This is a genomic window from Acinetobacter sp. KH_038 (assembly GCF_057839405.1).
In genome coordinates this window covers 1955787-1975423 of record NZ_CM174489.1, presented here as the reverse complement: position 1 = coordinate 1975423, position 19637 = coordinate 1955787, and the positions used below count along the sequence as shown (strand labels likewise).

Here is a 19637-nt window from a genome sequence, read left to right as displayed (position 1 = left end):
CTGAAGAAGGAAGTTTATGCCAAAAAAGCCTTGATCATTTTCACTAGACGTTCAATCAGCTGATCTGCCTGTTCCTGGGTAATATTCAGGGTAGGCAACAGACGTACCACATTGCCGGCAGTAACATTGATGATGGTCTTGTATTCATCACGGGCAATTGCGACTAGCTCGGCACATTCTTTCGGTAATTCAATCCCGATCATCAGGCCGAAACCACGCACGCTGACATTTTGATCTGTCAGTTTATTTCGCAGTTGATCGACAATATAAGTACCTTTTTCCGCAGCATTGGCGACGATATTTTCTTTTTGCATAATATCGAGAATCGTGTAGACCACGCGCGAACCTAAAGCTGTACCACTATAAGTCGAGCCATGATTGCCGGCAGTTAATACACCCACACCACGCCCTTGAGTCATCACCGCACCAATCGGGAAGCCATTTCCTAAGCCTTTAGCTGTGGTTAGTACATCTGGAATAATGTTGGTGTGCTGATACGCAAAGTATTTACCGGTACGGCCATTCCCGGTTTGCACTTCGTCCAGCATCATCAGCCAGTTATGCTGGTTACAGATTTGACGGATTTCGTCTAAATAGCTGAAACCTTGCGGTGCGGTATTCACACCACCTTCACCCTGAATTGGTTCGATCAGTACCGCCACGATATCCGGATGATGAATTGCGGCTTCTTCAATCGCTTCGATATCACCAAAAGGTACGCGAATAAAGCCTTCGACCAGCGGGCCAAAACCTTCCTGAACTTTTTTATTGCCTGTCGCAGACAGCGTGGCCATGGTACGGCCATGGAATGACTGGTCAGCAACAATGATTTTAGGCGAGGCAATGCCTTGCATATGACCAAATTTACGTGCAATTTTGATTGCACCTTCATTTGATTCTGCGCCACTGTTGGAGAAAAATACTTCTTCCATACCCGCGACTTCAGCCAGTTTTTGTGCTGCTGCAGTTTGCCAAGGCACTTCAAACAGGTTGCTGGTATGAATCAAGGTAGCTGCCTGTTCTGCAATCGCTTCGGCAATGACCGGATGTGCATGGCCTAAACCGCACACCGCAATTCCGGTTAATGCATCTAAATACTCTGTACCATCTTCGGTATAAAGATATGCACCTCGTCCTCGGACAAAGCTGATCGGTTGACGGCCAAATACAGGCATCAAATGAGAAGGTTGATCAGTTTGTACCGGTGCGAGGGTAATATTATTCATGACTAACTCTTAACTGTTAGGTGGAAAGAAAAACTTATATAAGCAAAAACCCGCCCGGATTTAAAGAGTAATTGTAAATATAATTGGAATTATTGCTTTAGACATACTGTTTTGCCTGGATTTGGGTATAATGCGAGACAGATGAGTTGAGGATTTATCAATGACTGAACAAGCACGCGATACCGAAGCGTTAATTCGTGACCAAATTGCAAAACACGCAGTACTTCTTTACATGAAAGGCACCCCGCAATTTCCACAATGTGGTTTTTCTGCACGTGCAGTAGAAGCACTCAGTCAGATTGGTCGTCCGTTTGCTTATGTAAACATTCTGGAAAACCAGGACATTCGTGCGATGTTGCCACAAATCGCCAACTGGCCGACCTTTCCACAGCTTTGGATCAATGGTGAGTTGATCGGTGGTAGTGATATCATGCTCGACATGTTCCAGAAAGGCGAATTAAAGTCTTTGGTTGAACAGTACAGCCCGGCAGCTGATGCTTAATTCAGATTTAAATTAAGCCCAGCTGTTAAGAAAGCGCTTCATTGAGAAGCGCTTTTTTATTGCTATTTTAAAGATAGATCAAGGTCAGAGTTAATCTTTAGTCGTTGCAGCTGCTGCTTCGACTGTAGAGGCATCTGCTTTAAGTTCAGCTTGCGGCTCCGCAATTTGCTTCTTGTCTTTTTTCTTCTTTTTTTTCTTTTTCTTCGGTACTTCGACCAGCTCACCGCCATCTTCAATCGCTTGCCAGTAATCCAGCTGTGCCATCACTGCGGCATAGATTGAATTTTTGCTATAACGACCTTTTTTATCCAGCGTCCCGACCGGGCGTGCCATCAGAATTTCCAGTGCCTGATCGATGGTATCAATCGCATGAATATGGAATTGACCTTCTTCTACCGCAATGGTGACATCTTTACGCAGCATCAGATGCTGCATATTCTGACGTGGAATAATGACGCCTTGTTTGCCGGTCAGACCTTGAAGCTTGCAGGCATCGAAGAAACCTTCAATCTTGGCATTCACGCCACCCACTGGCTGTACTTGTCCGAGCTGGTTCATGGAGCCGGTAATGGCCCAGGACTGATCAATCGGTAACTGACTAATCGCCGAGAGCAGGGCAGACAGTTCCGCCACTGTGGCGCTATCGCCATCGACCTGACCATAGCTCTGTTCAAATGCCAGCGCAGCAGAGAAGTGCAGGGTCTGTTCACGACCAAAATGGGCTTTCAGGAAGGATGACATCAATAACACGCCTTTGGCATGTAAAGAGCCACCCAGTTCGACACTACGTTCGATATCCAGAATGTCGCCACCACCCTGATACACCGAAGCAGTCAGACGTGAAGGCAGGCCAAATTCGACATCGGCATAATGAATTACTGACAGGGCATTGATCTGTCCCAGACGATGGCCACTGGTTTCGATGAGCTGTGTACCGCGGGTCAGGTCTTGCCAATACAACTCACGTAAATAGCCTAAGCGATACTTACGATGATCGAGTGCAGTATTGATATGCTTTTCCGAGACCATTTTATCACCGGCCTGAAAGGCATGATGATGCGCTTCACGGATCAGGTCGCCCAGTGTCAGAGCATGCAATGACAATGAACTTTGATCTTCGGCCTGACGGCTGGAATCTGTGAGCAATGCAGCCAAAGCAGAACGGTCAAAAGGCAGTAATTTATCCGATTGCACATAGTCGGCAATCAGCTGCATATAGGCCTGCTCATTGTCGTCATTACGTTGTAATGTATCGGTAAAATCGGCACGGATTTTAAAGATGCTGCCCAGTTCCGGCTCAAGCTCCAAAATTTCATAATAAATTTCAGGCTCGGCCAGCAGGATCACTTTGATATTCAGTGGAATTGAGGCCGGTTCAATCGAAATACTGCCGGTCAGCGTAATCATGTGCTCTAGTGAAGACAGTTTTAAATGCCCGGATTTTAGTGCACGTTTCAAGCCTTGCCATGCATACGGCTGTTCCAGCAATTGTTCCGCTTCCAGCATCAGAAAACCGCCATTGGCTTTATGCAGTGTACCCGGACGGATCAAAGTGAAATCTGTGGTAATTGTGCCATTCTGGGTCAGTTGTTCTACATGCCCGAGCAAGTTGTAATGGGTTGGAAAATCTTCAAAGATCACCGGTGCGCCGCTATTCGGCTTGTGGGTAATAATCACATTGGCCTGATAGCGTGCCGGAACACGGCTGAACAGTGCCGGAGTAAAATCATCTTCTTCCTGTTCCAGCACAATTTCGACATTGTTGATAATGTCTTCGGCATAATATTTCAGATAATGTTCCAAACCCTGCACATGTTTGAACTTGGACAGAATCTGCTCTACACGCGGTATCACCACTTGTTTGGCAATATCACGATTCAGCACCTGTACACGATCACGTGCATCATCTTCCAGATCGCCCAGATGCAAACCCAGACGCTCCAGTTTTTTGTCCATGTAGCGCATATTGGTGGCCAGTTCGGCCCGATCCTGATTGCTGAGTGCATTCAGATCTTCCTGAGTCATTTCCTGTAACTTGTCATCAATCAGATGTACCGGAACAAAACAGTGTTCATCGTGTCGCGAGATCAGTTTCAGATCGAGTTCTGCACCTTCTTTGGTGAGTTCGATCAGTGCCTGCTGCTGTTCATCACCCGTTTCCTGACGAATCATTTCAATGCGGTTGTGATAGGTTTCTGCGGTAAAACGGCGTTCGAGCTGTTTCAGAATGGTCTGCCAGCTTTGATTTAGCATGGCCTGAAACTTTGGACCCTGACCGGCGGGCAACTCCAATGCAATCGGCTGGCGCTGGTTTTGAAAGTTGTTGACATAGACCCAGTCATTGGGCGTGTCCATGGTTTTGGCATGCTGTTGCAGCAGGCGTTTTACCATGGTGCGTTTACCCAAGCCAGCGGTACCCACGGCAAAAATGTTATAGCCGGAATAAGGTAAGGCAATCCCGGCCTCGACCGAAGCCCGCGCGCGGTCTTGCCCCAGAAAATTATTCAGTGGCTTGATCCGTTTGGTTGATGCCGGAATTTTTTCTAGGTTTGGAATATGCGTCAGTTGGGTGGATTTTAAGCGGGTATGTTCTAGGGTGTTGTGAATTTCGCTTTGTTCAAATGCCGAGATAAGTAAATCTGAGCGGATATTTTCTGGTGTTGTCGTATTGTTGCTGGCGATAGAAGAATTAATTTGATCGAGTCTCTGGGTCACTGTTGAAATCCAAAACGAAATATTACGTTGATAAGGCTTAAGGTATACAGATTTGCTTGGAAAATTCAAGCCAACATGTCGCTTTTGTCATAAAATAAAAAAACCGGAAATGTGATAAATATATAAATCTTGTTGAAAGATACGCTATTACAGGATTGAATAGCAGCAATTGATTTTTCCGCGGAAAATAATAAAGCAATGACCACACAAACGACGGGTTGGAAATCCGCATTTACAGCATTCCTAGATCGACGTGCCTTGATCATGCTGTTCTTGGGATTTTCGGCCGGTGTCCCGATTCTTCTGATTTTTTCCAGTCTGTCTTTATGGTTAGGTGAAGCCGGAATCAGCAAAAGTGCAGTGACTTTTTTTAGCTGGGCGGCGTTGGGTTATTCGTTTAAATTCGTCTGGGCCCCGCTCATTGACGAACTGCCACTCCCTTTTCTGACCAAGGCTCTGGGACGCCGTCGTGCCTGGTTGCTGGTTGCGCAGATTCTGATTGTCTGTGCCATTTCGATTATGGCCTTTTCTGATCCGGCACTGGGTAGTAGCCATTTGCAGCAAATGGCGCTCGGTGCAGTCCTGCTCGGCTTTTCCGCAGCCACGCAGGATATTGTGATTGATGCCTACCGGATCGAACTGGCGGAAACCCAGATGCAGACCGTATTGGCCTCGACCTATAATGCCGGTTACCGGATCGGGATGATTGTCGCCGGTGCAGGGGCCTTGTTTCTGGCGGCCTATCTGGGCACTGCCAAAGGTAATTATATCTACGATGCCTGGAAATGGACCTATCTGGCCATGGCTGCGGTGATGCTGGTCGGGATTATCACCACACTTTGTATTCGGGAACCGCAGGTTGACCGTGTGCGTAAACACTATGTGCGCAGTGATTATTTCCGCTTGGTGGCCGTGTTTTTTGTCGCGGTGATCAGTTTTGTACTGAGCTATATTTATTCAGGCAATCTGGTAACCAGTATTACCCGGCAGTTTGCCATTCAAGATACCTTTGCCTTGTTCTGTTTTGAGGCCTTGCGCTTTATTGGCTCGGGTGCAGCCGCCTTTGCCATTGGCGCAAGCCTGGTGAAAATGGGTGCAGTGAACAAGCAGATGGCCTACGAAACCTGGGTTCATCCGGTAGCAGACTTCTTTAAGCGTTATGGACTGAAACTGGCATTGGTGCTGTTGTTGCTGATCGGTTTTTATCGTGTCTCAGATATTATTGCCGGTGTCATTTCCAACGTCTTCTATCAGGACCTGAATTTCAGCAAAGAGCAGATTGCAGAAGCGGTCAAGGTCTACGGGGTGATTTTCTCCTTGGTCGGTGGATTCCTTGGTGGTTTATTGGCCCAGAAAATGAACATCATGAAGCTGATGTTTGTTGGTGCCGTACTGGCCTGTTCGACCAACCTGATTTTTATTGGACTGGTGAAATCCGGTGAAAAACTGGCTGCTGTTGAAGTCGCGGTGGGTAGTCAGGTTTATCAGGCCGAAACTGATGAAGTCGGCTACTGGAAGCTGAATCTACCTGCTGATATGCTGGCACAGAGCAAACAGCTGCAAGTGACAGCAAGTTATCTCAACTCAGATAACACTACTCAGCCTGTGCAGGTCGCGATGCCGTATTTGACTGCAGAACAGGGCAGTACGCAGTTACAGATTTTACCGATTACCAGTGACAATACCCTGAGTCTGACTGAGCAGGACAAGACCATTGTGGTACGCGGTCAATATGTAGGTGCAGCCCTGCAGCCGAATCAAAAGCTGGTGCTGCAAATTAATGAGCAGAATACCGATGCCAAATTAGAAAGCGATGGTGTCTTTACTGCCGCGATTCCTGCGCAGCAACTGGTTCAGTCACCAACCCGCATGCTCAGCGCAGTATTGATGCAAGATGGACAGATGCTTCAGCAAACCACGCATGTTTATCAGGTCAATGATCAGCTCACCCCTAGCCAGAATCTGGATGTCGATATTCAGCCTTTGGCGGTGGTAGATGGCAGCAGTTCAGACAGCATCGAAGTCAGCGGCAAGGTGATCAAACCTTATAGCGACAAGTGGCTTTATTTCGCGATTATTGTCGATAATCTGGCTGCCGGACTGGCGGGTGCTGCATTTATTGCCTTCCTGTCAAGCCTGACCAGTGTGTCATTTACTGCGGTGCAATATGCGATTTTTAGCTCGCTCATGACCCTGACCCCTAAGATTTTAGGTGGATATTCCGGTACTATAGTCACCAATATCGGTTATCCGAATTTCTTCCTCATGACCACATTAATTGGGATACCCATCCTGATTCTGGTGGTTTGGGTTGCAAAACTGCTCGGTGAACACCAACAACAATCTGTACAGAAGGATGATTAATATGCGCATGCTGCATACCATGTTACGTGTAGGCAATTTAGAACAGTCGCTGAAGTTCTATACTGAAGTACTTGGCATGACTTTGCTTCGTAAGCGTGATTACGAAGAGGGCCGTTTTACCCTGGCATTTGTCGGTTATGGTGATGAAGAAAACCATACGGTACTTGAGCTAACCCATAACTGGGATACGGACCGCTATGAACTGGGCAATGCTTATGGTCATATCGCAATTGCTGTTGATGATGCTTACAAGGCATGCGAAGAGATCAAGGCGCGTGGCGGTAATGTGGTGCGTGAAGCCGGGCCAATGAAAGGTGGCGTGACGGTGATTGCATTTGTAGAAGATCCAGACGGTTATAAAATCGAGCTGATCCAGCAAGATCAGGATGCACGTAACAACTAAGAATGCTGTAGTGAAATATATGAAAGATATTCATGTATAGATGAAAATATTACATCAATCTGAATGCGTAGCATCAGCCCGGCATCTGTTAAGATAGCCGGGCATTTTTATATCAAACAATAAAATCTAAAATTTGAAGGATTAAAGGGCTATGCTTAAATTATTGGCATTGGATCGTTTTACGATACTGTTATTTGTAATGGTTTTGCTGGCCAGTATCTTGCCAGTTTCCGGACAGGCTGCTGAAGTCTTTGGCTGGGTGACCACAGGTGCAATTGCCATCCTGTTTTTTCTGCATGGTGCCAAGCTGTCCCGTGAGGCAGTTGTCGAAGGCATTATGCACTGGAGACTGCATACTTTGGTTTTTGCACTGACTTTTGCCCTGTTTCCTATTTTAGGACTTTTGTCCAAGCCGATTTTATTGCCGATGCTCGGACAGGAACTGTATTGGGGCTTCCTGTTTATGTGTTTCTTGCCATCGACTGTACAGTCTTCAATCGCTTTTACTTCAGTAGCACATGGCAACGTTGCCGGGGCTGTATGTAGTGCCTCTTTTTCTAATCTCATCGGCATGTTTATTACCCCGGTACTGGTGGCATTCTTTATTCTCGGTCAATCGCAACATGGCTTTGATCCGACTGCCTCGATTATCCAGATTACCTTGTTGCTACTGGTGCCGTTTATTCTGGGGCAGATTCTGCGTCCCTGGATTTATCCTCATATGCTGAAAATGCCACAAATCGTCAAGATTTTTGATCAGGGTTCGATTCTACTGGTGGTTTATGGAGCCTTCAGTAGTGCAGTCGTGGCCGGGTTATGGAATGAGGTGAGTCTGGGTACCTTGTTATTGCTGTTGCTGGCGTGTTCGGTGTTGCTCACCATTGTCATGTTGTTATCACTGTATATCCCACGCTGGCTGGGCTTTAGCCGCGCTGACCAGAAAACCGCATTCTTTTGTGGGTCTAAAAAAACCCTGGCCAGTGGCGTACCGATGGCGCAGATTTTATTTATTGGACAGCCGCTGGGCATGATTGTCTTGCCAATTATGATTTTTCACCAGATTCAGTTGATGGTCTGCGGCATTATTGCCAATATCTGGGCCAAAGAGGATGCGCCGGCCAGTGAAGATTAATTCGCATATTGGATTTGTTTGACGTATAATAACGCCCACTTGTTGCGCTTAGCTCTGACGGTATCCGTCTCGGTGGGCCAAAAGAATGGTCTGTTGTGGTGTTGATCTGCATGAACTCTGGTTCCTGCTTCCTCATTTGAGAGTGATCAATAGCGATGACAGCTAAACCTTCTTGAATCTAATGGAGTAATCGACGATGCGCGCCGATATTCACCCAAAATATGAAACTTTAGTTGCTACTTGTTCATGTGGTAACGTAATCGAAACTCGTTCAGCTCTTGGTAAAGATACACTTTATCTAGACGTATGTTCAGCTTGCCACCCATTCTACACTGGTAAGCAAAAGAACGTTGACACTGGCGGCCGTATCGACAAGTTCAAACAACGTTTTGCTGGTATGTCACGTTCTGTTAAACGTTAATACCCAAAATAAAAAAAACGGGCCTCAAGCCCGTTTTTTTGTGCCTGCCATTTGGAAAATAACCGCATGGCAGGCATATAACTATTTAATGTTAATGCTCTTGTACATCAATCAGGTGATCAAGTTTTTTCTGGAAATAATCTCCCTGAATAAAACGGGCATCGACATTCCAGGCATTGGCGAACAGGGTCATATCATTTAATTCGCGGATCAGAATATTCAGCGGCTTGATATCGAGGTAACCGGTGATCTTTTCCTGTAGTTCTTCAATTCCAGGCTCATTATTCAGCATCTGGGTCAGGCTGGAATGCAAGCTGACACCATCTAGCGGTAATTCACGCAGTAAATTTGGTCCATACATGGACTGACCAAAATCACGAAGAGCGATCAGGCCGCCATGTTCATGCAGAGTACGCAGATATTTCTGGGCATCCTGCTGATTGAGTAAAATATCTTCTTCCGAGAATTGCAAGATCAGTGGATGCTGCACTTTACTGCGAATAATCGTAATCAGCTTGGAAATAAATTCCGGGAAGGTGCGGTCTTTAAACAGTACGGCACGGTTCAAGTTAATGATTAAGGTTGCATCCTGGTATTGGGTAATAAAGTTATGCAACTGTTTGCTCGCTTCTACCAGAATCCAGCGATCCAGTTTAATCGACAGCTCATCATCTTCATGCAGCTCAAGCAGGGTAGAGATATCCTGCCATTTATTTTCATAAATAAAGCCACTGGTGACTTCATAGGTATAGAGACGGCTATCTTCTTTATCATACAACTGCTGATATTTCAGGTGGATTTCACCACGATCCAGACAGTCGCTTAACGCTTTCAAAATATGCGGTGTGGCCGCAGGAATAGCGGTGACTGCAGGACTGATCGCTGCGACGGTCGGGCTGACGATTGGGGTTTCAGCCACACTAAAATCGATCTGCGGCATTCCCAGAGGAGATTGACTAGCCGGTGCTGCAGGAATATCCAGAGCAAATTCAGGTGCTGCTTCTGCCTGAGGCAAAGAGCTAGAAAAGGCTTGAGCAATCAGCTCATTGCAATGCGCTTCATCATTTAAACCCTGCTCCAGCACTACATAGCCAATACGCAGGTTTAGAGGGAATGAATTTTGTCCCACTGTAATCAGCTGTGGTTTGCTAAGCGCATTTAATCCGATCAGTTTCGAATCGAGAATTGCCTTGGCATCTGCCTGGAATAACCCGACAAAGACTTCATGTTCCAGTTTAAACAGCGGAACATGGGTTTGTTCCTTGAGGAATTCTTTAACAGCTTTGAAATACTCGCTAAAAGTCGCCCAGTCAGACTGTAGAACTTCTGGATCATAAGCGCTTAAAGAAAAGGTTACCAATGCATTTACAGGCGCAGGCTGCTTGCTGATTTCACGTTTAAGCAGCTGGAAAGGACTTGGTTTTCCAGCCGGCTTTTCGGCATTGCCGGTTTGAGACTGAGCCTGGGTGTCAATGCTAATTTGCAGTGCATCTTCTTCAGCACTGGAGGGCAAGAATTCCAGTTTCAAGGGGTTGGAGGCTGCGACACGCGAATTCAGCGAATGAATTTCAAACCGGCCCAAATCGACCTGGCCTTGAGAAATCTTTTTAAAACGCGTTTTAAAGTCGTTCAGATCAGAAGGTTGTAACAAGTCCAGTAGTGGCAGACCAATAATCTCGTCTTCACTTTGTAAACCAAACAGCTTCAGATAGTCCTCATTGGCCTGGATATGAATCCCTTCCTGAATGGTGGCAATGGCACGGTTACTGTCTTCAACCAAGGATTGAGTCTGACTTTGTGCTGTTTCCAGTTCATTGATCAGATGTTGCTGAGCCTGGGACACGCGGCTAAATGACAATGCTCGAACCAGTCCCACATAAAAGCGTTCCAGATAATCAAAATTGAGAATGTCATAAATTCCCTTATGAATATACTGCGCATATTGTTCAGCCTGGTAATCATCTGGTTTAAGCAAGATCACTGGCAAGTGGGGCTGTTGGGAAAGACGCACCAGACTTAGGGCCTGTTCATATTTCAGATCATAAGCGCGGCCAAAAATAATCAGATCCCAGTTGAAATTTAACTGTTTTTCAAAAGATTGCAGATCATCAAGCAGGACAGCATCAACCTGGTAGTCATTGCTGGTCAGAAGATCACGGATTTGGTTATATCTAATTTGATTATCATCAATAATCAGTAAACGTGTTTCGGTACGTTTTAACTTTTTAGACAATAATGGATTTCTCACTTCAATGCTTCCCATAAATCATGATTTCTGCTTTCATTCATCTGCTGATCGATAAAGTTTTCTATGATGTCTTCTTCCTGATCATTGAGTAACTCATAATCAAAACGGATAAAACTTTGTGTAATCAGTTGTGCTTTGGTCAGATAGATTTTGAGTTCCTCCTGACCGAGACGTAAATGAATGGTCTGTTTTTCCCTAAACATTTGTGAACCAGAGACGATAAGACTGGTCGAGACCTGATCCAGTTGTGTCATTTTTACCAGCAGTGCAGGCTGGTAATTGACATAATGACGTTCTGTACGGCTGTAGGCTGCACAAGGGAACAGTTCCTGAGCCAGAATTTCCAGACCAATTTCCAGACTCTTGTCGGTCGACTGCTTGATCCAGCGAATTACACCGCCTCGCCACTGACTTTGTGTTTTTTCCTGAACCAGAATGAATTCACCGGTTTTCAGATTGGCCGGCGTAATCCCTGACCATTTAATCCGGTAACCATTGACACTAATGTCCAGCACTTCAGCGCTATGAATCTGTTTGGTTTCCCGGTCGAGAGCCTTGATACTGCTAAAACCACTTGGAATGGCATTTTCCATTGAACTGACAAAGCTGCTTTCACTCTGGAAATTAAAATTGGCCCCAAGTTCCAGGGTTTCGTTGAAGTTCTTGCCTTTGGAAAGATAGAAATGTGCCACACTCAAGCCAAAACAGAGATTGATCTGGGCAGAATATTCATAACGTTCATGACGACGCTCGACATTATTCGAGAGCAGATTGTAGATATGAAAATGCAGCGCAGGGGTCAGGAACAGTTTTTCATTACGTGACAGATACTGGGCATTTTTACTTTGAGTACTGGTCAAATGCTCCATCAGCTTTTGGGTGGAAATATAGAAGCTTGGCTGAAACTGTTCACCCTGATGCGAGTTGAAAATCGGTGGATAATCTTTGCTGGCATCGACCACATAGCGGGACAGTGTGGTTTCTTTGGGTAAAATCTGTACCAGTTTGGCCCAGTCAAAACTGCATAGGTACAGTCCCTGAATTTCAGCAGGCCGAATCTGGTGGGTATTGAAAATATCCAGTAAAATCAGTTGCGCATAAGCATGTGCGATAGTCTGGATTTCATGTTGTGTACCCAGTACCTGATTGATATTGCTTTGATAAAAATTATTTTCGATTGCGCATTCAAGCAGTTGATGTGCAGCCAGCCATTGCCCCATACCCGGTGTGCTATATAGCATATGCTGTTGATATAACAGCAGGCTGAGCTGTTGCAATGCATAATAAATCGAAACCATTCGGGCAGTCTGAATGCTTTTCTTTTTACCTAAAGAAAACAGGGAAAATTTTTGATGGGCCAGCTGGTGACTGCAGCGTTTGACGATATCAATATAGATTTTGGCAAAATGGCTGCGTAGCAGCATGGCCAGCTCAATGATCTGATCGTTACGATCCGAAGTAATCAGTCCCTGATTGACAAAATGTTTTTCCAGACTGCTCAGGACATTTTCAAGTGTTGGATGCAAGACCTGAATCAGGTCGAAGCGCAGAGTTTCCGCACATTTTAGCTCGGAAACTTCCAGTAAGGCATTGAACAGAGATTTGGATGAATTCCCCAGCTGCAAAATCGAAATCCCTGAAACCCATTCTTGCAAAGCTTTGGCAGTCGTCGGGCAAAAGCTCAGCTGATCGCGTGTGAGTTCCGTAGGTGTCTGAAAAATGTCGGACGTATGCTTGCTCATCTTTATTATTTAACTCAAAAATGTTGAAACCCCAAAAAGCGGTGTCTTATTGTTCTCGCCCGCTATTTCTCGAACCAGTTTAGGAACCAAATACCCCGGAAGGTCCGCTAAAACTTCAGTATAAATCTCATGAATGACATCAGGCGGTAAATCAAAATGATGTGCACCTTTTACTTTATCAAGTACATGTAAATAATACGGCATTACCCCGGCATCAAACAAGCGATAGCTTAAATCTGTCAAAACTTGAGCAGAATCATTCACACCTTTTAATAAAACTGCCTGATTCAGCACAGTAATTTGTTGCTGAACCAACTGGTTCAAACGCTTGCAGGTGAAGTCATCCAGCTCCGAGGCGTGATTTGAGTGTACCACCAGAATAATACGCAGCCTACTGTTTTTTAACATGCTTAGTAGCTCTTCATCGATCCGGTTTGGGATCACAATGGGAACTCGTGAATGTATTCTTAAAAATTTGAGCTGTGGTAGAGATTCTAGCCGTTCAATCCAGAGTTGCAGTTTCCGGTTGGATAAGGTCAGTGGGTCACCACCGCTCAAAATCACTTCATTAATATCGGGCTGGCTTTCCAGATATTGCCGGATATTGTGCCAGTCTTCATTTTTAGGCAGGTTTTCCTGATAGGGAAAATGCCGGCGGAAACAGTAGCGGCAATGCACGGCACAGGCGCCGGTGAGGGTCAGTAAAAAACGTGATTTATATTTGTGCAGTACCCCAGGCTGCTGATTGGCCTGTTCTTCGCCCAAGGGATCGGTAACAAATTCGGGATGCTCTTGCAGTTCCAGATGATGCGGCAGAACCTGTAACAGCAGCGGGTCGAAAGGATTTCCCACTTGCATTTTTTCCACAAAAGCTCGCGGCACCCGCAATTTAAACTGCTCGGTGGCCAAAATCGCGCCCGAAAGCAGCTGCTCTGGTGAAAGCTGCAACACGTCAAGCAGTTCGCGCGGGTCGGTGATCAGGTCGCTGAGCTGGGATTGCCAGTTTTGTTCTTGATATAAATAGTTCGTCATGCTGGAAAATTAACAGTAGAAATGGGAGGGCAAAGCCTGATGGCTGCAGTTTAACAGCTTGTAGCAAACCAGAATAATCCGCTGCGCGATAAAATTGATCGCATCATCAGATATGCTAAAAATGATGACAGCCTAATGGCATTTTAGCGTTGAGCAAGACATGAATAAACAAGAGAATTTCATGTCTGAGTGTAACTTAGGCAGTGTCAACGGCTGAAACCGGAATTTTTCATTGCGGCAAAGTGTATTGCTCATTTAGAATACGCAACATCAAATGAATGTGCATGTGGCACCCAATGTTCGTGTCAGACTTGCTAAATGACATTGCAACAGCCCTTAGCATCTATAGATTAAAGTTAGTAAGTTTGGAGTGCGCCAGTCATGGCCTATTATTCTACGAATGATTTCAAGTCAGGCCTTAAGGTTATGCTTGATGGTAACCCATGTTCAATCATGGAAAACGAATACGTAAAACCGGGTAAAGGCCAAGCCTTCAACCGCGTAAAATTACGTAACCTAAAATCAGGTAAAGTACTGGAAAAAACATTTAAATCAGGCGAGAACCTAGAAGCGGCTGATATCGTTGAAGTAGAAATGGAATACTTGTACAACGACGGTGAAATGTGGAACTTCATGGATCCTGTAACTTTTGAACAGATCGCAGCTGATAAAACAGCGATGAGCGATGCTGCAAAATGGTTAAAAGACGATTCAAATGAAAAATGTACTATTATGCTGTTCAATGGTGTGCCGTTAAACGTAACTCCACCGAACTTCGTAGTACTTAAAATCGTTGAAACTGACCCTGGTGTTCGTGGTGATACTTCAGGCGGTGGCGGTAAGCCAGCGAAACTTGAAACAGGTGCAGTCGTACGTGTTCCATTATTCGTACAGCAAGAAGAAAGCGTTCGTGTAGATACCCGTACTGGTGATTATTTAGAACGTGCATAATGGTTTTAAAATAGACTATTATCGAGAGGGATGATCTAGATCATCCCTTTTTTTATGCCAAAGTCTTAGAGGAAAGCGAAAAGAACAGGCGTAAAGTCGCAAGGGAAAACAGCAGTACTTCGAACAACAACAACCGCGCTGATTTATATGCATCACAATATGAGGGATTGAATGGAAACTTTACAAAAGAAGTCCACGCTGACTTCGAAAATAATTTGGCTTTTAGTAGCCATAGTGGGTGCAGTCTCCTTTGGAGTGCTGGCCCTGAGTCGGGGTGAGCATGTAAATGCAGTCTGGCTGGTACTTGCAGCTGCCTGTGTCTATAGCATTGCTTACCGTTTCTATAGTTTGTTTATTGCCACCAAAGTATTCGAGCTGAATGAGCGCCGTTTGACGCCTGCGCATCGTCTGGCCGATGGTCTGGATTATGTACCGACCAATAAAAGTGTCTTGTTTGGCCATCACTTTGCAGCGATTGCCGGTGCAGGCCCGCTGGTCGGTCCGATCCTGGCCGCACAAATGGGTTATTTACCCGGAACGATCTGGCTGTTAGTCGGTGTGGTACTGGCCGGTGCCGTACAGGATTTTCTGGTGCTGTTTATTTCTACCCGGCGTGACGGTCGTTCACTCGGTGAGATGGCCAAGCAGGAACTGGGTACTTTTGCCGGTATTGTCGTCATGCTCGGTGCCTTGGGCGTGATGATTATCATCCTGGCGGTATTGGCGCTGGTGGTGGTCAAAGCCTTAACCAATAGTCCGTGGGGCGTGTTCAGTATTGCTGCCACGATTCCGATCGCAATCTTCATGGGCGTGTATATGCGTTTTATCCGTCCGGGTAAAATTGCTGAAGTCTCGATTATTGGTTTTGTCCTGATGATGCTCGGCATCATCTATGGTGAAAACATCGCGCAGCATCCGTACTGGGGCCCGTTCTTTACACTATCTGGTACTGAACTGACCTGGGCATTGATTATCTATGGTTTTGTTGCATCAGTATTGCCGGTATGGCTGTTGCTTGCGCCACGTGATTATCTGTCTACCTTCTTGAAAATTGGTGTAATTGCCGGTCTGGCGATTGGTATTCTGTTTGCCATGCCGGAAATGAAACTGCCAGCGGTGACCAAGTTTATCGATGGTACGGGTCCGGTATTTGCAGGCTCCATGTTCCCGTTCCTGTTTATTACCATTGCCTGTGGTGCGATTTCCGGTTTCCACGCCTTAGTTTCTTCAGGAACCACGCCAAAACTGGTCAATAACGAGCGCGATATCCGGATGATCGGTTATGGCGGCATGTTGATGGAGTCTTTTGTGGCGATCATGGCCTTGATCTGTGCTGCAATTCTGGATCCGGGAATTTACTTCGCGATTAACTCACCAGCCGCATTACTTGGAACAACTGCAGAGAGTGCTGCAGAAGCGGTGCGTACCCTTGGTTTTGTGGTGACTCCGGAAGCCCTGACTTTACTGGCTCAGGAAGTCGGTGAAAGCTCGATTCTGTCACGGACGGGTGGTGCACCTACTTTTGCGATTGGTATGGCGCATATCATCACGGAAATTTTTAATAGCCGTGAAATGATGGCATTCTGGTATCACTTTGCCATTCTATTTGAAGCATTATTCATTCTGACCGCTGTAGATGCCGGTACGCGTGCTTGTCGTTTCATGGTTCAGGACACAGTCGGTATTGTGATTCCTGCAGTAAAACAATCGCATAACTTCTTTGGCAACTTGCTGGGTACTGCCGTGGCAGTCGCAGGTTGGGGCTTCTTCGTCTATCAGGGCGTGGTCGATCCACTCGGCGGAATTAACAGCTTATGGCCGCTGTTTGGTATTGGTAACCAGATTCTGGCGGCAATGGCGCTGATTCTCGGTACTGTGATTCTGTTCAAGATGAAAAAACAGAAATATGTCTGGGTTACCATTATTCCGACTATTTTCCTGTTTATTACTTCGATGACTGCGGGTTGGCAGAAGATTTTCCACGAAAATCCGAAAATTGGTTTCCTGGCACAGGCGGAGCGTTTCAATACTGCCATTGCCAATAATGAAATCCTGGCGCCAGCGAAAACAGTAACAGAAATGCAGACGGTGGCCATGTCGAACCAGATTAATGCAGCACTCTGCGCCTTCTTTATGATCGTGGCCTTTGTAATGTTGTTCGCCGCGATTCGCGTGATTCGTCGAGCATTGGCAAATCCTGAACCGTCTGTACATGAAGCAGAAGCCATCTATCGTGATCCTGAAGAAATTCAGCCAGCGAAAGGTCATTAAGGAGGAAGGTGATGAATCTGAAGTTTGCCAAAAGCGGGAAAACGATGATTTATAAAATCATCAAGATGACCGTGATGTCACAAAAAGACTTGATCCTGAATCCGAAAAACTGGTCCCGGATTGCGACCTTGTGGCAACGTTTGCAGCAAAGTTTCCGCCTGATGGTTGGTGTGCCGGACTATCAGACCTATGTGGAGCATATGCGCAAGCATCATCCGGATCTGGAAGCGATGGACCCGAAAACATTTTATCGTCACTGTGTGGATTCACGTTATCCATCGGCAGGCGGTGGGATGAAGAAGTGTCCGTGTTAATTCTTGAGTAAAAAAAGCGCCTTTCGGGGCGCTTTTTTATGCCCAAATATCAGTCTGAAAACAGCTGCGCTAATCACATCTCATAATTGATTCAGTTATTTCAGAATCTTCCTGATTCAAATCCAGGAGAAAATAAATCTGTATACTTTTAAAGTATGCGGTTCTAGCCATATAAATTAAATCTATTCAAGCTTTCAAAACTTGGTCTCGAAGACAAAATGATTGCTTCTTGAGCTGGTTTTTTGCCTGTTTTCTGTGGCCTCAATTTTTCCGTGCTTGATAAAAGCCATGCATTTTTATTTGAATTTTCGTCATTTTGTAGCGGGTATTTTTATTCAGTTACACAGATAGGAAATTGATCTTTTGGGAAAATTAAAATTTCAGTGTATGTTAATCCTAGACCATATTTTATTAGGAAATTATTGTGATCTGGGGCATGAAACAGAAGGAAAATAACGATACTGCACAGCTCAATAGCGTGCTTGAACAAAAAATTGCAAGTTATGCGCCCAAGATCCAGCATTTTTTTGAAGAGGTCAATGCCATCGTACTCGACAAGCAGGCCCAGACCAAGCTAGCACTGTGCTGTATGATCGCAGGCGGCCATGTTCTGTTTGAGGATTTACCCGGTCTGGGGAAAACCACATTGGCCAGCAGCTTGGCTCATCTGGCAGACTTGAAATTCCAGCGGATACAGTTTACCAATGACATGCTGGCCAGCGATGTCATCGGCATTAACATGTTTAACCAGAAAGAGCATCAGTTCGAGTTTAAACAGGGCCCTATTTTTACCCAGATTTTACTGGCAGATGAAATTAACCGTTGTAGCCCCAAAACCCAGAGTGCCTTACTTGAAGCCATGGAAGAGGGCTATGCCACCATCGATGGCGTACGCTATGCCTTGCCAAAACCGTTCTGGGTGATTGCCACCCAGAACCCGCTGTTTCAAAGTGGTACTTATGCCTTGCCAGAATCCCAGCTTGATCGGTTCTTGATGCGTTTGTCTTTAGGCTATCCATCACGCCATGCCGAAAAAATGCTGTTACAGCAGGAATCCCGGTTTGCCCTGATTGCCAGTCTGGCGCATGTCTTTAGCGAAAATGAAATTCTGGATCTGCAAGGTCTGGCGCATCAGGTATTTATCAGCGAAACTATTCAGGAGTATCTGCTCGATCTGGCAGAAGAAACCCGTAAAAGCCGCCATGGTCTGTCTACTCGTGGCTTACTGGCTTTGAAGCGTGCTGCACAAGCACATGCCCTGATCCAGCAACGGGCTTTTGTCACCCCGGATGATGTACAGGCCGTATTTGTTGCGGTGACCTCACACCGTCTGGGTTTGAGTGAAGCTGAAAGCTTGAATGTCATGCAACAGGTTGCGGTCAGCTAAAGGAGTCCTCTCTTGGATAAAACCTGGCAAAAATGGCTGGCCAAACGCTTTCGATTTTCTCAGCAGAAACAGCTCTCGCAGAAAGATGTGCTGGTATTTATTTATCAGCAGGGTTATCTGTATCTGGTGTTGATCTTGATCACCTTTGTGGCAGGCGTGAACTATGCCAATAACCTGATTTTAGGGTTCTGCTTTTTAATCAGTGCAGTATTGTGTGTCAGTTTTTATCTGACCTTTAAACAATTGCATGACTTGAAAATTGAACTGATCGCGGATGAAGTGGGTCAGGTCGGGCAGAGCCTGAATCTACATCTTTATTTTCAACAGCAGCAAGTTCGACCACGTTATTTGTATATCAAGGCAGGAAATCAGCTCGCGAAATTTTATCTAAATGCGCAAAAGCAGCAATTTGTTTTGCCATTTTACGCAGAGCAGCGCGGCAAATTTGCTTACCCGATCATCCAGATCTATTCGGTATATCCCTTTGGTCTGGTTCGCGCCTGGACTTATCTTTATCATCAGCACGCGGCCTGGGTGGCACCCAAAGCGGAAGTTTTTAGCGCAGAAAATAAATACCATCTCAACCGTTTTGAGCCGGATATGGATGAATTTCGCGAGCTGCGAAATTATCAGACTGGCGATTCTTTGCAGGCCGTATCCTGGAAGCAGTTTGCCCGTGGACAAGGCTTGTATATCAAAGTCTTTGAACAGTATCAGGATGAGCACAGTATCGAGATTCATTATGAACATATGCCGACTCAGTCACATGAAGAAAAACTTGAATTTATGATGGGACTGGTTGAGCAATGCGAGCAGCAGCAATGTGCTTATGCACTGCATTTGCCCCAGGCCGAATTGCCACAGGGTGCAGGCGAAGAGCAGCTGCGTAAAGCCAAACAGTTATTGGCGCAGGCCTAAGGCAGATAGCA

At 45.7% G+C, this 19637-nt stretch carries 15 protein-coding genes; 10 read left to right on the top strand and 5 right to left on the bottom strand.

What is annotated here, in order from left to right:
* Window positions 1-14 precede the first annotated feature (14 nt).
* Window positions 15-1226: an aspartate aminotransferase family protein gene (locus AC3IT7_RS09250; RefSeq protein WP_489248250.1), complete on the bottom strand. Its 1212-nt coding sequence runs from the start codon at window positions 1224-1226 to the stop codon at window positions 15-17.
* 160 nt (window positions 1227-1386) lie between these two features.
* Here AC3IT7_RS09250 and grxD point away from each other — a divergent pair, with 160 nt between their 5' ends.
* Window positions 1387-1728 carry a Grx4 family monothiol glutaredoxin gene (grxD, locus tag AC3IT7_RS09245; protein WP_004730069.1) on the top strand — a complete coding sequence of 114 codons (342 nt, stop codon included), beginning with the start codon at window positions 1387-1389 and terminating at the stop codon, window positions 1726-1728.
* Between the two features lie 90 nt (window positions 1729-1818).
* On the opposite strand, the gene AC3IT7_RS09240 is transcribed toward grxD, so the two are convergent.
* Entirely contained in the window at window positions 1819-4443 is a 2625-nt protein-coding gene (locus tag AC3IT7_RS09240; protein WP_489248249.1) for a Lon protease family protein, read from the bottom strand.
* A 198-nt stretch (window positions 4444-4641) separates the two neighbouring features.
* Between AC3IT7_RS09240 and AC3IT7_RS09235 the strand changes: the two genes are divergently transcribed.
* The 4 genes from AC3IT7_RS09235 to rpmE all read left to right on the top strand — a co-directional run bounded on the left by AC3IT7_RS09235 (window position 4642) and on the right by rpmE (window position 8763).
* Complete coding sequence (locus tag AC3IT7_RS09235) at window positions 4642-6807, top strand: AmpG family muropeptide MFS transporter (RefSeq protein WP_489248248.1); 2166 nt, start codon at window positions 4642-4644, stop codon at window positions 6805-6807.
* 1 nt (window position 6808) lies between these two features.
* Window positions 6809-7210, top strand: a complete 402-nt coding sequence (gene gloA / locus AC3IT7_RS09230) for a lactoylglutathione lyase (RefSeq protein WP_475653931.1) — start codon at window positions 6809-6811, stop codon at window positions 7208-7210.
* Between the two features lie 151 nt (window positions 7211-7361).
* Window positions 7362-8342 carry a bile acid:sodium symporter family protein gene (locus tag AC3IT7_RS09225; protein WP_489248247.1) on the top strand — a complete coding sequence of 327 codons (981 nt, stop codon included), beginning with the start codon at window positions 7362-7364 and terminating at the stop codon, window positions 8340-8342.
* 196 nt (window positions 8343-8538) lie between these two features.
* Window positions 8539-8763, top strand: a complete 225-nt coding sequence (rpmE, locus tag AC3IT7_RS09220; protein WP_475653933.1) for a 50S ribosomal protein L31 — start codon at window positions 8539-8541, stop codon at window positions 8761-8763.
* Window positions 8764-8854: 91 nt separating this feature from the next.
* Here rpmE and AC3IT7_RS09215 read toward each other — a convergent pair whose 3' ends face one another.
* From AC3IT7_RS09215 to epmB, 3 genes are read right to left on the bottom strand one after another with little or no spacing between them, the layout of a single operon-like run.
* Entirely contained in the window at window positions 8855-11026 is a 2172-nt protein-coding gene (locus tag AC3IT7_RS09215) for an EAL domain-containing protein (protein WP_489248246.1), read from the bottom strand.
* Window positions 11008-12753, bottom strand: a complete 1746-nt coding sequence (locus AC3IT7_RS09210; RefSeq protein ID WP_489248245.1) for a GTPase — start codon at window positions 12751-12753, stop codon at window positions 11008-11010. Before AC3IT7_RS09210 ends, AC3IT7_RS09215 begins: the two co-directional genes overlap by 19 nt.
* A 9-nt stretch (window positions 12754-12762) precedes the next feature.
* Window positions 12763-13785, bottom strand: a complete 1023-nt coding sequence (gene epmB, locus AC3IT7_RS09205) for an EF-P beta-lysylation protein EpmB (protein ID WP_489248244.1) — start codon at window positions 13783-13785, stop codon at window positions 12763-12765.
* A gap of 381 nt (window positions 13786-14166) precedes the next feature.
* Between epmB and efp the strand changes: the two genes are divergently transcribed.
* From efp to AC3IT7_RS09180, 5 genes are all read left to right on the top strand, one after another.
* Entirely contained in the window at window positions 14167-14736 is a 570-nt protein-coding gene (efp, locus tag AC3IT7_RS09200) for an elongation factor P (RefSeq protein WP_004279747.1), read from the top strand.
* Window positions 14737-14907: 171 nt separating this feature from the next.
* Complete coding sequence (locus AC3IT7_RS09195) at window positions 14908-17007, top strand: carbon starvation CstA family protein (RefSeq protein ID WP_489248243.1); 2100 nt, start codon at window positions 14908-14910, stop codon at window positions 17005-17007.
* 8 nt (window positions 17008-17015) lie between these two features.
* Entirely contained in the window at window positions 17016-17321 is a 306-nt protein-coding gene (locus tag AC3IT7_RS09190; RefSeq protein WP_180096655.1) for a YbdD/YjiX family protein, read from the top strand.
* A 424-nt stretch (window positions 17322-17745) separates the two neighbouring features.
* Window positions 17746-18708, top strand: coding sequence for an AAA family ATPase (locus tag AC3IT7_RS09185; protein ID WP_489248242.1), 963 nt, complete (start codon window positions 17746-17748; stop codon window positions 18706-18708).
* 12 nt (window positions 18709-18720) lie between these two features.
* Window positions 18721-19626, top strand: coding sequence for a DUF58 domain-containing protein (locus tag AC3IT7_RS09180; RefSeq protein WP_489248241.1), 906 nt, complete (start codon window positions 18721-18723; stop codon window positions 19624-19626).
* Window positions 19627-19637: the final 11 nt, after the last annotated feature.